This is a genomic window from Ruegeria sp. K11 (assembly GCF_056531905.1).
In genome coordinates this window covers 353,976-368,084 of sequence record NZ_JBQFMP010000001.1, presented here as the reverse complement: position 1 = coordinate 368,084, position 14,109 = coordinate 353,976, and the positions used below count along the sequence as shown (strand labels likewise).

The window sequence follows — 14,109 nt, the reverse complement described above, 5'->3', positions numbered from 1 at the left end:
CGACCCGCCAATCGGGTTTCGCGCCCTGTAACCAAGCGCCAAGTGTTGCAAGATGGCAAAACCTGGCGCGGCGGGAAACCGTTGCGCGAAAACGGTATCTGGGCAAACATGCCGCCAAAGCCGAACTGCCATGAAACCAAAACTCCAACCGAACATGTGACCACACAGGATAAAATACCGCATGGTCGCTGAGCAGACCCAAAAAGCACCCAGGAATTCGAACACGTCGGGCGACGGTCGCAACTACCAGCTGATTTTCTGGTCCGGCGCGCTTGCAACGATCGGTGGGCAGTTGGTCAATCCACGCCTCGTTTTGCCGTTCCTGTATCTCGCGCTAGGTGCACCCAGTTTCATCGCCGGATTGCTGTTGCCCTTTGTGACCGCCGCGCGCCTGATCGCCGAAATTTTTGTGTCACCCTTCGTCAATCGCATTACCCGGGCCAAGCTGGCGGTTTATGTGCCGAACATCTTGACCGGTACAATTCTGGCCATCGTCGCCCTGTTCGCAACCAATCTGCCGCAACTGATGGTGGTTGTGCTTTTTCTGACAACCGCCATCATTATGGGCCTGTGTCAGGGCATTGCCAGCCTGGGGACCAGTCAAATCTACGGCGTGTCCGTCCCCGAGACCAAGCGCAACCGGATGGTCTTTGCGCAGGCTACGGTGTCTGGAATTCTGGCCATCTTCGTGGTCTGGACAACCAAGGACCTGCTGGCCTCGGACCAGCCGATGCAACGCCATATCGTTGTCATGTGGTGCGGCGTGATCGCGATGTTCGCCGCCGGGATCAGTTTCGCCGGTGTTCGCATATTCGAAGAAGAGCGCACCGCACCCCCTGCCCCGACCGCCAGACCAAAACCCATAGCGGAACTGACAACCGGCTTTTACACCGGGATGGGATATCCTTGGTATCGCAGGTTCCTGACCGCGCGGCTGATGTTTGTCTCGGTCGAACTGGCGATGCCGTTTTATACGATCCACGCTGCCACCTTCCACACCGGCACCAAGCATTCCCTGAGCTATTTCGTGATCGCCGCCAGTGCCGGAACAGTGTTGGGCTCGATCATCTGGGGGCGGCTCAGCGATCGCATCTCGGTCAAGCCCGTGATGTGGCTGGGCTGTGTGACCTCTGCTTTCTCGGCGGTTCTGGCGATCGGCTTCACCCTGATGGGCTATGCCACCAATGTCTGGCTATATGCGCTGGTGATCCTGCTTCTGTCATTGGGCGGCAATGGCGTCATCCTGGGTCGCTATCTGTATGTCATTGAGATGACCAAGAAGACTGAACGCCCATACCTCGTGGCCCTCGGGGACGTAAGTGCGGGTCTCGTCGGCATTGTATTCGCCGCAGCCCTTGGAGCACTGGCGCATCTGCACGATCCGATCACCCCGATTTTCATCCTTGCCATCCTCAACATAGCCGCCATGATCTTTGCTTTTCGCCTGCCTCCTTTGGGTCAACCGGCTCCTTCCGAAGCATCATAGGCGCGTCAGGGACCGACGGACAAAAACGCATCTTTTCCTTACCCATCGCGCCGCCTATACAGTGCCCCGCAATATCAACCCAAAGGGCACGCCATGACCTACCACCCCAAATCGGATTTCATCGCCACGATGATCGAGCGCGGCTTCCTCGCCGATTGCACCGATTATCAGGGCCTTGATGAGGCGCTGATCAGCGGGGTGCGGACGGCCTATATCGGTTATGACGCCACCGCGCAGTCGCTGCATGTGGGCCACCTGATGAACATCATGGTGCTGCGCTGGCTGCAAAAGACCGGCCATAAACCGATCACCCTGATGGGCGGCGGCACCACCAAGGTGGGTGACCCTTCGTTCCGCTCGGATGAGCGCCCCCTGCTGGGGCCCGAACAAATCGACGCCAATATCGCCGGAATGCAGAAGGTGTTCGCCAAGTACCTGTCCTATGATGACAGCGACACCGGCGCGCTGATGTTGAACAATGCTGAATGGCTGGACAGCCTCAACTACCTCGATTTCCTGCGCGATATCGGGCGGCATTTCTCGGTCAACCGGATGCTGTCCTTCGAATCCGTGAAATCGCGTCTGGACCGCGAGCAGTCGCTCAGCTTCCTCGAATTCAACTACATGATCCTGCAGGCCTATGACTTCCTAGAGCTGAACCGCCGCTATGGCTGCGTTCTGCAGATGGGCGGCTCGGACCAGTGGGGCAACATCGTCAACGGCATCGACCTGACCCGCCGCGTGCTGGATCAGGAAATCTATGGCCTGACCACGCCGCTGCTGACCACCAGCGATGGCCGCAAGATGGGCAAATCCCAAGGCGGCGCCGTCTGGCTGAACGGCGACATGCTGTCGGCCTATGAGTTCTGGCAGTTCTGGCGCAACACCACCGATGCGGATGTGGGCCGGTTCCTGAAAATCTTCACCGAGTTGCCGGTTGACGAATGCGACCGCATGGCCGCGCTGCAGGGATCCGAGATCAACGAGGCCAAAATCCGTCTCGCAAACGAAGTCACCACCCTGCTGCATGGGGCCGAGGCTGCCGCGACCGCCGAGGCCACCGCGCGCGAGGTGTTCGAGAAAGGCGGCGTGGGCGGAGACCTTCCAACTCTGACGCTGAACGCCGAAGACCTGCCCGCCTCGATCGTGCAGATCATCGTGAAATCAGGTCTGGCGAAATCCGGCAAAGAGGCCAAGCGCCTGATCGCCGAAAACGGCGCACGGCTGGACGACGCGCCCTTGACCGATGCAGGGATGATGATCGACGCGGGCGCTTTGTCCTCGCCAATCAAGCTGAGCGCAGGCAAAAAACGGCACGCTCTGGTGCAGCTGGGTTAACCTCACACTTTTGGATCAAAAGTAACAAAAACGGCCACCCAGACGGGTGGCCGTTTCCACATACTCCAAAGAGTTACGCGGCTGACTCAGCGTTTGGACTTGCCCTTTCCGCCTTTCCCTTTCCCTTTGCCTTTACTCTTCCCCTTACTCTTACTCTTGCCTTTGCTTCTGCTCTTTCCCTTGGCTTTGCTTCCCGATCTTGCGGCTTCTGCTCGGGCTCTTGCAGCCTCGACCGCGGCATTGGCATTCTCACGGGCGGCTTCGGCTCGTGCCCGGGCTTCTGCCGCGCGGGCTTGCCCATCATTCAGACCGCCCGTTTCTCCTTCACCTTCTTCACCGCCACCGGTTTCGCCTTCACCTTCTTCACCGCCACCGGTTTCGCCTTCGCCTTCTTCGCCGCCGCCGCCGGTTTCACCGCCGGTTTCGCCTTCACCTTCTCCGCCGCCGCCACCGGTTTCACCGCCGGTTTCGCCTTCACCTTCTTCGCCGCCGGTTTCCCCGCCGGTTTCACCTTCACCTTCTTCTCCGCCGCCGCCGGTTTCGCCTTCGCCGTCTTCGCCGCCACCGACATCATCATCGTCTTCGTCGTCAGGTGCGCTCGCATCGGAGCTTTGATCTTCGCCGCGGAAGGTTACGGCACCAGACACAGTTGCTGTCGGCAAATCGGTCAACAGCGAGGCAAGTCCCGGGCATTGCGCCCCGGTGAAACCCAAAACTGCTTCAAAGTCCGATCGCCTCTGCAGCCTCTTCAAAAAGCTCGGGGTGACCTGCGCACAATCGCACAACCCCGCATAATCCCCGGCATTGGCCAACGCCCGCGCCGTTCGTCCGTCACAGACCTCTGGCGCAGCAACCACGCTGCCGGTCATCATTACCCCCAGGACAGGTGCCGCAACAATCGCGCCCAGTGTCCGCTTCGCATTCGTTAACATAACCATATCGGTACCTCCTGAAACTTAAACACGCGCACTCTGCAGATTGTTCATTCACAAAATGCCCACGTTGATGTGATCTCTCAGCCCGAGAGTTCGCAGCCGGTCAAAACCATCAAAAAAGTGGACAGATCCCCATCGATCCGTTTAATGAACGAGTGTTCATATCTGGGGAGGAACCGATCATGCAACTATCCACCACCGCAGCGATCGTCACCGGGGGCGCATCGGGACTGGGCGAGGCTACTGCCCGCCATTTCGCAGACAATGGCGCGCAGGTCACTCTCTTGGACCGGGATGCCGAGCGCGGCCAGCAGGTTGCCTCAGAGATCGGCGGGCATTTTGCCCTCACCGACGTAACGGATGAAAGCTCTGTCGCCGCGGCCATTTCCTTGGCAATGGAACAGATGGGCAAGATCACCGCCGCTGTAAACTGCGCGGGCATTGCCATTGGCGCCAAGACCGTTGGGCGCGAAGGTCCGCACCCGCTAGAGGCCTTCCAGCGGACCATCGACATCAATCTTATCGGTACTTTCAACGTCTCGCGCCTTGCGGCGGTCGAAATGGCAAAGAACGCCCCGGAGCCGGATGGCGCGCGCGGCGTGATCATCAACACCGCCTCTATTGCGGCATTTGACGGGCAAAAGGGTCAATCGGCCTATGCGGCCTCCAAAGGGGGCGTGGTCGGCATGACGCTGCCGATGGCACGTGATCTGGCCTCAACCGGAATCCGGGTGATGGCCATCGCACCCGGGATATTCATGACCCCGATGCTGGCAGGTCTGCCGGAAGAGGTGCAGCAGCAGCTCGCCGCCGATGTTCCCAACCCACCGCGTCTGGGCGATCCGCGTGAATACGGGCGGCTGGCCGGGTTCATCGTCGAGATGGGTTACCTGAACGGCGAAGTCATTCGCATCGACGGGGCCTTGCGGATGCGCTAAGCACGGCACATGACCGAGCGGGAGAAGATGGAAGCGGGACAGTGGTATTGCTGTCTGGACGATGAGCTTGAATCATTACGCGCCCAGGCGCGGCGCGCTGTTCATGATCACAATAGCTGCGATCCGGATCGTCGCGGCAGACTGTCTCCGGCGCTTCGGTCTCTGCTTGGCACAGTTGGTGAGGATTGCTTTGTCGAGGCGCCCTTCCACTGCGCCTATGGTCGGAACATCCACCTTGGAGACCGCATCTATTTCAACGCGGGTTGCGTGGTTCTGGACACCGCCGCCGTTCGCATCGGCGACGGCACAATGTTCGGGCCGCATGTTCAAATCTATTGCGCCCAGCATGCCAAAGACCCGGTCGAGCGGGCACAGGGACTCGAGATCGCCCGACCGGTCACCATTGGCGCAAATGTCTGGATTGGCGGCGGCGCGATCATCATGCCCGACGTCACAATCGGCGACCGCGCCATCATCGGCGCGGGCAGCGTCGTGACCAAAGATGTCCCCGCGGGCGAAACGGTTGTGGGCAACCCGGCGCGCGCACTGGCGACGCCATAGCCCCCGTTTCTAAGCGCCGTCGGCCTTCTCTTCCAGCATCAGCCACTCCTCCTCGGCGGCCGAGAGCTTTGCCTGCCGCTCGACCAAAGCTTCGGTCGCCTTTTGGAATTTCACAGGCTCACGCGTGAACAATTCGGGGTCGGACATCAATTCCTCAAGCTTGCCGATCTCGGCTTCTAGGCGCGCAATCTCGGCTGGCAGTTTGTCCAGGCGATGCTTTTCCGAAAAGGACAACCCGTGTTTCTGCGCGCTTTCCTGCTTGACCTTGGGCTTTGAAACCTTTGATTTCTCAACCTTCTTGCCCGCAACCTCGCCGCGTTGGGCAATATAATCCGACCACCCGCCCGCATACACGGTGGCGCGGCCATTTCCCTCCATCGCGATGGTCGTGGTGGCGACGCGGTCCAGAAAATCCCGGTCGTGACTGACCAACAAAACCGTGCCGTCGTAATCGTCCAGAAGCTCCTGCAGCAAATCCAGCGTTTCCACATCCAGATCGTTGGTGGGTTCGTCCAGCACCAGCAAGTTCGAGCTTTTCGCCATCAGCTTGGCCAGCAACAACCGCGCTTTCTCCCCACCGGACAGCGACTTGACGGCCGCTCTGGCCTGTGCGTCGTCGAACAGAAACTCCTTGAGATAGCCAACAACATGCTTGGGCTGCCCGCCAACCATCACCTGATCAGCCTTGCCGGATACCCGCATCTCGGGGTCACCGGTCAGGCTGTCCCACAGGGTCATCTCCGGATCCAACTGCGCGCGCGACTGATCAAAAACGGCGATCTCGAGATTGGTGCCCAGCGTGACCGACCCTTCATCCGCGCCTTCCTGCCCCAGCAACATCTTCAGCAATGTGGTCTTGCCAACCCCGTTCGGCCCGACAAAGGCCACGCGGTCCCCGCGCTGAACCAGAAGGTCGAAATTGCGCACAATCTGCTGCACTCCGAAGGCTTTCGACAGGCCGCGGGCCTCGATCACCTTGCGCCCGGATTTTGGTCCCGCCTCCAGCGTCATCGCGGCCGAGCCCTGGCGTTTGATCTGCGCCGCCTTCTCGGCCCGCAACGCCTGCAGCGCCCGTACACGACCCTGATTGCGCTTGCGCCGCGCGCTGATGCCTTCGACCGCCCACTTCGCCTCGGACTTGATCAGACGGTTCAGCTTGTGCCGCTGCTGATCCTCTTCTTCCCAAATCTTGTCACGCCAACTCTCGAATGCGTCGAATCCCTGCTCCTGCCGACGCACCACGCCGCGATCAATCCACAAGGTTGCCCGCGTCAGCGCCCGCAAAAACGCCCGGTCATGCGAGATCAGAACATAGACCGCCCGCGTTGCGCCCAATTCACGCTCCAACCATGCAATCGCTTCAATATCCAGATGGTTGGTCGGCTCGTCCAACAACATCAAATCCGGCGCTTCGGCCATCAGCTTGGCCAAAGCCGCGCGACGCCGCTCGCCGCCCGAAGCCGTTTCAACCGGACGCGACGGATCGAATTTCAGACCCTCACCCGCCCGCTCGACTTTATACAGCTCGCCTGGATCCAGGCCGCTGGATGCGTAGTCGCCCAAAGTAGAGAACCCGGCCATCTCCGGGTCCTGCTCCATGTAACCCACGGATTTACCGGGAGGGATAACGATGTCGCCGCGATCCGCCTCGACCAGCCCCGCCATCACCTTCATCAGTGTCGATTTGCCCGATCCGTTCCGCCCGACCAGCGCCACGCGGTCGCCCGGCTGCACCACCAGATCCAGCCCCGAAAACACCGGATCGCCCCCGAAAGTCAGGGATATGCCGGACATCTGCAACAAAGGAATTCTCGCCATGCCCGCCAGCTAAACCGGTGGGCGCAAGGCGTCAACGCCCCTGTTTCACCTTTTCCCAAATACTCAATTCACCCGGCCAAAGCCCGCAGCAACCGTTTCCGTGCCGGGGGAATCGCCTGCACCTCCAGCCCGGTGAACACATGCAGCGTGTTCATGTGTCGGTCCACAACCGCATGGTCGCTAACCCAACCGCCCATCATCAGATAGCTGCGCAACAAAGGCGGCATTCTCAGCATCGCCTTTTTCGCATCCGGCCGTCGACGCAACCGCGCCGCAAACCGAAACACATCCGGAGCCTTGACCCGCGGCAGCCAGCGTTTCGGGGCCAGATGCCGATGTTTGAGCATGGCGAACGCGTCCAGATACTCGGTCGTTTCCGTTCCCGCAAACGACGCACAGCCAAACAACATCTGCACATCATTGCGATCCACATATGCCGTCATCGCCCCCCAGGCGACGCGCAGGATATCGGGATCGTTATATGCCGGGTGCACGCAAAACCGGCCCATTTCCACCAAGCGCCCCTCAAATCCCTCAAGTGCGGAAAGATCGTAAAACTGTGCGGAATAACTGCGACCGATCTCTGCGCCCTGATTCATTCTCAGCATTCGAAAGCAGCACACAAGCCGCCCCCCGGCGCGGGCGTCTTCAACCAGAATATGCGTGCACACCGGATCGAACGCGTCACGGTCCCTTTCTGCAGTTCCAAACGCCAGCGTTCGCAGACGCTGCGCCGCAACGATATCCCCGGGTGAACAGGCCGTACGCGCCCGGTACCGGTCTTGTCCAAACCCTGTCGCCATGGGCGCATCCTCCGGCAGTGCCGAGCCGTTCCCGGTCACACGATCTTTGTCACAATACATGTGACGAACAGGTGACCACCGCAAGCTGTTGCCGGGTCTCAGTTCGATACACCCGGAAGATTGCCCGGATTGAAGTTGCCAATATTCCCCAGAAGCTGGCGCAGGAAACCGGTGTTTTGCACCGAGGATTCTGTCACCCGCCGTTCCAGCGGGATCACAATCCCATCCTCAAGCCCGAAACGTTCGATATTCCGGACCACTCCGCCCTGATCGAAACTGATCGCCACCAGTTCGCGGGACACGACTTTTGGCTTTCTCGGGCCGGATCGGCGAATCCGCGACCGGACATAATAAAACCCGGAATCACGGACCACACCTGACGAGCTGGGCGCGCCGACCGCCTCGACCACGCTTTCTCGGGTGTCTACACCCACCTGAATCTCGGCCAGTTCTTCGGGCGTCGGGATATATCCGTGATTCTTGAACACCGGCGAACATGCGCCGATAACCGCCAGACAGACCGCAAGGGCAAGCGTTCTTGACGCCGGTTTCAACCTGTTCACACCCATCACCATTCGCACCCTCTTGCCTTGGCCCCTTGCGGACCCTATCCGATTACATCAAACCGCAGCCCCGGTTCAACACAGGAAAGGGTCACGAATGACCAACCAGACAGCCCTGCGGGTCGCTGACCTGCCGCAAAACGCGCCAACCGCCTTTGAATTGCGCCCCGATGCAACGGCTATAGGCGCCATCAAGGACGCGTTGGGCCTGTTGGGGCTACGTAAGGTCAGCTTTACCGGAGACGTTCGCGCGCAGGGAAAACGCGACTGGGTTTTGGCCGGAAAACTGGGTGCCACGGTGATTCAGCCCTGCGTCGTGACACTGGAACCGGTCACCACCCGGATCAATGTTGCAGTGGCCCGGACCTATCTGGCGGACTGGTCCGATCCGGACGAAGAAGAGTTCGAAATCCCCGAGGGTGACGAGTCGGAACCGCTGGGGGCGGAAATCGATCCATCTGAGGTGATGATCGAGGCCCTGTCACTGGCCCTGCCCCAATATCCACGAAAAGACGGCGCCGCGCTGGAGCAGTCCGACTATACGGAACCGGGCAAACAGGCGCTGACGGACGAGGACGTCAAACCCTTTGCCGGGTTGGCCAGTTTGCGTGATGCAATGAAAAAAGACGAGTGACAGGAGCTGGAATTCCTGTCATAGCACGCCCTCAGAAAAATCGCTTGAACATGACGAGAATCGCAGTATTTTCGCGCGCTCATCGGAATTTGGGTTGGACATTGCGGGGCTCGTCCCCTAAACGCGCGTCAAACCACGAGAAAAACAAAGAATGTAACCCGGTCGGCGGCGAATCTGCTGACCCCAATTAGACAAAGGTTGAGACCATGGCCGTCCAACAGAACAAAGTTTCCAAGTCGCGCCGCAACAATCGCCGCGCGCACGACGCTCTGGTTGCTGCAAACCCGAACGAATGCGCAAACTGCGGTGAACTGAAACGCCCGCACCACGTCTGCGCGTCCTGCGGCCACTATGATGACCGCGAAGTCGTCGCTCAGGCCGACGAAATCGACTTGGACGAAGACGCGGCCTAAGCCTTTCGAAGCGCAGGCCAAGGCATGACGGAACAGCCCTCGCAAACCGGACGGATCACTATCTCGGTTGACGCTATGGGCGGAGATTCGGGGCCCGCTGCTGTTGTGGCGGGCATTGCCAAGTCAGCAGACATAAATCCCGATATCGGATTTGTCCTGCACGGGCCTGAAGAAATGCTGCGCAAACTTGTCGCCAAACGGCGTGTCCTGAACGGGCGCGTCGTTTTTCGTGATTGCCCGGATGTGGTCACGATGGAGGACAAGCCCAGTCAGGTTGTACGCAACGGCAAGCAGACCTCGATGTGGTCGACGCTGGAATCGGTGCGCCAGGGTGAGGCGCACGGGGCTGTGTCCTGTGGCAATACCGGTGCGCTGATGGCTCTGTCGATGATGCGCCTGCGCAAACTGCCAGGCGTCAACCGTCCGGCCATCGCGATACTGTGGCCTTCGCGCAACCCGCAGGGGTTCAACGTGATGCTTGACGTGGGCGCGGATGTGCGCGCCGACGCCAAGGACCTGTTGCAATACGCGCTGATGGGGGCCTCTTACGCACGTAACGGCATGGCTCTGGAACGCCCGCGGATCGGCTTGCTGAACGTGGGCACCGAGGAACACAAGGGCCGCGCCGAGCTCAAGGAAGCGCACACCCTGATCGCGGATTTCGCCGATCAAGCCAGCTTTGACTTTGTCGGCTTTGTCGAAGGCAGCGACATTCCCGGCGACAAAGCAGATGTCATTGTAACAGATGGGTTTACGGGAAATGTCGCCATCAAGACAGGCGAAGGCACTGCCAGCCTGATCGGAGACCTGCTGCGCGAGGCGTTCAAGTATTCCCCCCTGTCACGATTGGCGTCGATCCTTGCGATCACCTCGCTCAACCGCCTGAAAAAGCGCATCGACCCGCGTCGTGTGAATGGCGGGGTCTTCCTTGGCCTCAACGGAACGGTCGTCAAATCGCATGGTGGCGCGGATTCGACCGGTGTGTCGGCTGCTGTCAAACTGGCCTTTACGCTGGCGCAGTCCGGTTTCGCCGAAAAATTGGCGGCACGGGTTGCATCAACAGCCGAGCTTGCACAAGATGCCGCGCATGCACCGCCGACGGCGGGAGAATAACAAAAAAGGCAGTACCCCGAAAATGGCAGGCCGTTCAGTTGTAGTTGGTGTCGGACACTATTTGCCCGAGCGCATTGTTCCGAATTCCGAGTTTGAAAAGACGCTGGATACGACGGATGAGTGGATCCGGACCCGTTCCGGTATCGAGCGCCGCCATATCGCCGCCGAAGACGAGACCACGTCGGACATGGCCACAAAGGCCGCCGAGGCTGCACTGGCGGATGCCGGGCTGACTGCGGATGATATCGACGCCATCGTTCTGGCGACCTCGACCGCTGATCTGACCTTCCCTTCCGCCGCCACCATGGTTCAGTCGCGCCTTGGCATGACCAAAGGGTTCGCCTTTGATGTTCAGGCGGTCTGCGCCGGCTTCGTCTATGCGCTGACCAATGCCAACGCGCTGATCCTGTCCGATCAGGTCAAGCGTGTTCTGGTGATCGGGGCCGAGACCTTTTCGCGAATCATGGATTGGACCGACCGCTCAACCTGCGTGCTGTTCGGCGATGGCGCAGGCGCGTTGATACTGGAACGGCAGGACGGCGCGGGCACATCCGAGGATCGTGGCATTCTGGCGACCGATCTGAACTCTGATGGTCGCTACAAAGACATGCTCTATGTCGACGGCGGTGTTTCGACTCAGACCACCGGCTATCTACGAATGAAGGGCAATCAACTGTTCCGTCAGGCGGTTGAACGTCTGACGTCAACTGCCGAGGCCAGCTTGGAAAAAGCGGGTTTGACGCATGATGATGTGGATTGGATCGTGCCACATCAGGCCAATATCCGCATTATTCAGGGCACTGCCAAGAAACTCGGGGTTCCCATGGACCATGTTGTCGTCACCCTGCAGGACCACGGCAATACCTCGGCCGCGTCCATCCCACTGGCCCTATCGGTCGCCAAGCAACGCGGGCAGTTTAAACAGGGTGATCTTCTGATCACCGAAGCAATCGGGGGTGGTTTGGCATGGGGTTCGGTCCTCCTGCGGTGGTAACTGGCACAATTCGGCTTACACACCGACCTGCAATTCATTGATATTGACAGCGAATTTGCCCTGCCCCTATGCTCGACCATCAACAGGGGAAAAATAGCATGGGCGACAAAACACTGACCCGAATGGATCTGAGCGAGGCCGTCTTTCGTGAGGTTGGCCTGTCACGCAATGAAAGCGCGCTATTGGTCGAAAGCGTTCTGAACCATATGTCCGACGCGCTGGTGCGTGGCGAGCAGGTTAAGATTTCGTCTTTTGGCACATTCAGCGTTCGAGACAAGACAGCCCGCATCGGTCGCAACCCCAAGACCGGCGAAGAGGTTCCGATTCAGCCCCGCCGTGTTCTGACCTTCCGTCCGTCGCACCTGATGAAGGATCGCGTCGCCGCAGGAAACCGCAAGTAAGCTCGGGACCAGAAAGACATGAGCAAATCCCCCGACGCCTTTCGCACCATCAGTGAAGTTGCGGATTGGCTTGGTGTTCAAGCTCATGTGCTGCGATTCTGGGAAAGCCGGTTCACGCAGGTCAAACCCGTCAAACGCGCCGGAGGGCGGCGATACTACCGCCCCAACGACATGCGCCTGCTGGGTGGGATCAAGAAATTGTTGCACGAGGACGGCATCACCATCAAAGGCGTTCAGCGTATCTTGCGGGAAAAGGGTGTGGCCCATGTCGCCGCGCTGTCGCCTTCGTTGAATGATGACGCGCCGACACAAGTTGTCGAGGATGCGGCAGACAATATCGTGGTGCCCTTCACGGCGCAGCCAGCGGCCAGCCAACAGATGGATATGGATCTGGACGCGCCAGTTGCTGCCCAGCCTGCGCCGGTCTCTACCCAACCCACGTCAGTCAATCTGGATGAAGCCCCTTTGTTGGGCGGCATCGCTTCTCGGGCCTGGAGCAAGGTCGATTTCGACGACAATTTGCTGCGCCAGATCGCGCCCGTCGCGCAAGAGCTGCGGGCGGTCCTGAACCGAATCGAAACCCGGTCGGCGGGATAAAACAAAAGGCGATGATTTCCTCTTGCCCCTGCCGGGAAAGTCTTTATGAACACTCCAACGTCGGGCTATGGCGCAGCCTGGTAGCGCGTCCGTCTGGGGGACGGAAGGTCGCAGGTTCGAGTCCTGCTAGCCCGACCAAATCACACCGACGTTTAAGGCAGACAGGCCAGATCCCGCTCTGGCATCAGGGGGGATCGGAATGACAGGCGTATGCCCGAACCAGCAGATCGAAGGGATGATTGCGCGCGCCGAAATTATTGGCAGCCCTGACATTCTACCTGCGCAAATCCAACCCGCCAGTCTTGATCTGCGTTTGGGAACAGTGGCTTATCGGGTCCGCGCCTCATTTCTGGCTGGCGAAACCCGATCCGTGGCAGACCGTCTGACAGAGTTTGAGATGCACCGCATCGACATCACAAACGGCGCCGTACTGGAAAAGGGCTGCGTGTATCTGGTGCCGCTGATGGAATCGCTGGCCCTGCCCGATGACGTCAGCGCCGTCGCCAACGCCAAAAGTTCGACCGGGCGGCTGGACCTGTTGACGCGCACGATCACCGATGGCGGCACCGAGTTTGACCGCGTGCCCGCAGGCTATAGCGGTCCGCTTTATGCCGAGATTTGTCCGCGCTCGTTCTCGGTGCTGGTGCGTCCGGGGATGCGTCTGAACCAGATCCGATTCCGTCAAGGTCAGGCAGTGCTGAGCGACGCGGAACTGACGGCGCTGCACAATGACTCGCCGCTGGTGGACGGAGCTGCCGTCATTCAAGACGGTTTGGGATTTTCAGTTGATTTGCAGCTGCCCGACACCGATCTGGTTGGCTACCGTGCCAAACCCCATACCGGCGTCATCGATCTGGACCGGATCGGCGAATACGACCCGCAGGAATACTGGGAAGAGGTGCACACCACCGAGGGTCGCATCATTCTGGACCCCGGTGCGTTCTACATTCTGGTCAGCCGCGAAGCGGTGCACATCCCGCCCATGTATGCGGCAGAAATGGCCCCCTATCTCGCCATGGTCGGAGAGTTCCGCGTGCATTATGCAGGTTTTTTTGACCCCGGTTTCGGCCATGCCGCCGCCGGAGGCGCCGGGTCACGCGGGGTGCTGGAAGTGCGCTGCCACGAAGCCCCGTTTGTGCTGGAGCATGGACAGGTCGTCGGGCGGCTGGTTTACGAAAGAATGGCCGAGATGCCGACGCAGTTATATGGTGCGGGCATCGCCTCGAACTATCAGGGACAGGGGTTGAAACTGTCCAAACATTTCAAACCGGTTGGTTAAAATTTCATGAACCGGCGCATCTGACGGCTCATCCGCTGCGCCTGTTTCATATTCTGCCGCTGCCGCTGCGCATCCTGCCGAACATGACTGCCAGCGTTCGGGTCGCCGGCGTCCTGCCCCGGTTTGCGCCCCATTCGGCCCGCCATGTCAAAGCCCTTGTCAACGCCTTTATTGACAAGGCGACGCATGACCTGACGCACGATCATATCGATCAGTCGATTGGCATTCATTGCTCG

General features: G+C 59.7%; 16 protein-coding genes and 1 tRNA gene. 12 read left to right on the top strand and 5 right to left on the bottom strand.

What is annotated here, in order from left to right:
• The first annotated feature begins 181 nt into the window (after window positions 1-181).
• Both ACR0K4_RS01850 and tyrS read left to right on the top strand, forming a co-directional pair.
• Entirely contained in the window at window positions 182-1,486 is a 1,305-nt protein-coding gene (locus ACR0K4_RS01850) for an MFS transporter (RefSeq protein WP_480852590.1), read from the top strand.
• A 93-nt stretch (window positions 1,487-1,579) separates the two neighbouring features.
• Window positions 1,580-2,824: a tyrosine--tRNA ligase gene (tyrS, locus tag ACR0K4_RS01845; RefSeq protein WP_480515268.1), complete on the top strand. Its 1,245-nt coding sequence runs from the start codon at window positions 1,580-1,582 to the stop codon at window positions 2,822-2,824.
• Between the two features lie 86 nt (window positions 2,825-2,910).
• On the opposite strand, the gene ACR0K4_RS01840 is transcribed toward tyrS, so the two are convergent.
• Window positions 2,911-3,762, bottom strand: a complete 852-nt coding sequence (locus ACR0K4_RS01840; protein ID WP_480852589.1) for a hypothetical protein — start codon at window positions 3,760-3,762, stop codon at window positions 2,911-2,913.
• A gap of 179 nt (window positions 3,763-3,941) precedes the next feature.
• Here ACR0K4_RS01840 and ACR0K4_RS01835 point away from each other — a divergent pair, with 179 nt between their 5' ends.
• Both ACR0K4_RS01835 and ACR0K4_RS01830 read left to right on the top strand, forming a co-directional pair.
• On the top strand, window positions 3,942-4,697 hold the full coding sequence (locus tag ACR0K4_RS01835; RefSeq protein WP_480852588.1) for a 3-hydroxyacyl-CoA dehydrogenase: 756 nt from the start codon (window positions 3,942-3,944) through the stop codon (window positions 4,695-4,697).
• A gap of 9 nt (window positions 4,698-4,706) precedes the next feature.
• Complete coding sequence (locus ACR0K4_RS01830) at window positions 4,707-5,258, top strand: sugar O-acetyltransferase (RefSeq protein ID WP_480852587.1); 552 nt, start codon at window positions 4,707-4,709, stop codon at window positions 5,256-5,258.
• Between the two features lie 9 nt (window positions 5,259-5,267).
• Here the strand turns inward: ACR0K4_RS01830 and ACR0K4_RS01825 are convergent, their stop codons facing one another.
• The 3 genes from ACR0K4_RS01825 to ACR0K4_RS01815 form a co-directional block, all read right to left on the bottom strand.
• Entirely contained in the window at window positions 5,268-7,076 is a 1,809-nt protein-coding gene (locus ACR0K4_RS01825; protein WP_480852586.1) for an ABC-F family ATP-binding cassette domain-containing protein, read from the bottom strand.
• Window positions 7,077-7,144: 68 nt separating this feature from the next.
• The gene (locus tag ACR0K4_RS01820) at window positions 7,145-7,879 is read right to left on the bottom strand and encodes a GNAT family N-acetyltransferase (protein ID WP_480852585.1); all 735 of its coding nucleotides are present in this window, start codon (window positions 7,877-7,879) and stop codon (window positions 7,145-7,147) included.
• A 98-nt stretch (window positions 7,880-7,977) separates the two neighbouring features.
• The gene (locus ACR0K4_RS01815; protein ID WP_480515278.1) at window positions 7,978-8,454 is read right to left on the bottom strand and encodes an outer membrane protein assembly factor BamE; all 477 of its coding nucleotides are present in this window, start codon (window positions 8,452-8,454) and stop codon (window positions 7,978-7,980) included.
• A gap of 85 nt (window positions 8,455-8,539) precedes the next feature.
• On the opposite strand from ACR0K4_RS01815, the gene ACR0K4_RS01810 reads away from it, so the two are divergent.
• The 8 genes from ACR0K4_RS01810 to ACR0K4_RS01775 all read left to right on the top strand — a co-directional run bounded on the left by ACR0K4_RS01810 (window position 8,540) and on the right by ACR0K4_RS01775 (window position 13,873).
• Window positions 8,540-9,076, top strand: a complete 537-nt coding sequence (locus tag ACR0K4_RS01810; protein WP_480852584.1) for a YceD family protein — start codon at window positions 8,540-8,542, stop codon at window positions 9,074-9,076.
• Window positions 9,077-9,282: 206 nt separating this feature from the next.
• Window positions 9,283-9,489, top strand: coding sequence for a 50S ribosomal protein L32 (gene rpmF / locus ACR0K4_RS01805; RefSeq protein WP_037316137.1), 207 nt, complete (start codon window positions 9,283-9,285; stop codon window positions 9,487-9,489).
• Window positions 9,490-9,513: 24 nt separating this feature from the next.
• Window positions 9,514-10,602 carry a phosphate acyltransferase PlsX gene (gene plsX, locus ACR0K4_RS01800; RefSeq protein WP_480515282.1) on the top strand — a complete coding sequence of 363 codons (1,089 nt, stop codon included), beginning with the start codon at window positions 9,514-9,516 and terminating at the stop codon, window positions 10,600-10,602.
• A 22-nt stretch (window positions 10,603-10,624) separates the two neighbouring features.
• On the top strand, window positions 10,625-11,596 hold the full coding sequence (locus ACR0K4_RS01795; protein ID WP_480515284.1) for a beta-ketoacyl-ACP synthase III: 972 nt from the start codon (window positions 10,625-10,627) through the stop codon (window positions 11,594-11,596).
• A gap of 98 nt (window positions 11,597-11,694) precedes the next feature.
• Entirely contained in the window at window positions 11,695-11,997 is a 303-nt protein-coding gene (ihfA, locus tag ACR0K4_RS01790; RefSeq protein ID WP_480515285.1) for an integration host factor subunit alpha, read from the top strand.
• A gap of 18 nt (window positions 11,998-12,015) precedes the next feature.
• Complete coding sequence (locus ACR0K4_RS01785) at window positions 12,016-12,594, top strand: MerR family transcriptional regulator (RefSeq protein WP_480852583.1); 579 nt, start codon at window positions 12,016-12,018, stop codon at window positions 12,592-12,594.
• A 61-nt stretch (window positions 12,595-12,655) separates the two neighbouring features.
• Window positions 12,656-12,732: transfer RNA gene (locus tag ACR0K4_RS01780), tRNA-Pro, on the top strand.
• Between the two features lie 61 nt (window positions 12,733-12,793).
• Window positions 12,794-13,873, top strand: a complete 1,080-nt coding sequence (locus tag ACR0K4_RS01775) for a 2'-deoxycytidine 5'-triphosphate deaminase (RefSeq protein ID WP_480852582.1) — start codon at window positions 12,794-12,796, stop codon at window positions 13,871-13,873.
• Here ACR0K4_RS01775 and ACR0K4_RS01770 read toward each other — a convergent pair.
• Window positions 13,870-14,103 (bottom strand): hypothetical protein, encoded by a 234-nt coding sequence (locus tag ACR0K4_RS01770; protein ID WP_480515291.1) that lies wholly within the window; start codon window positions 14,101-14,103, stop codon window positions 13,870-13,872. The genes ACR0K4_RS01775 and ACR0K4_RS01770 overlap by 4 nt on opposite strands.
• Window positions 14,104-14,109: the final 6 nt, after the last annotated feature.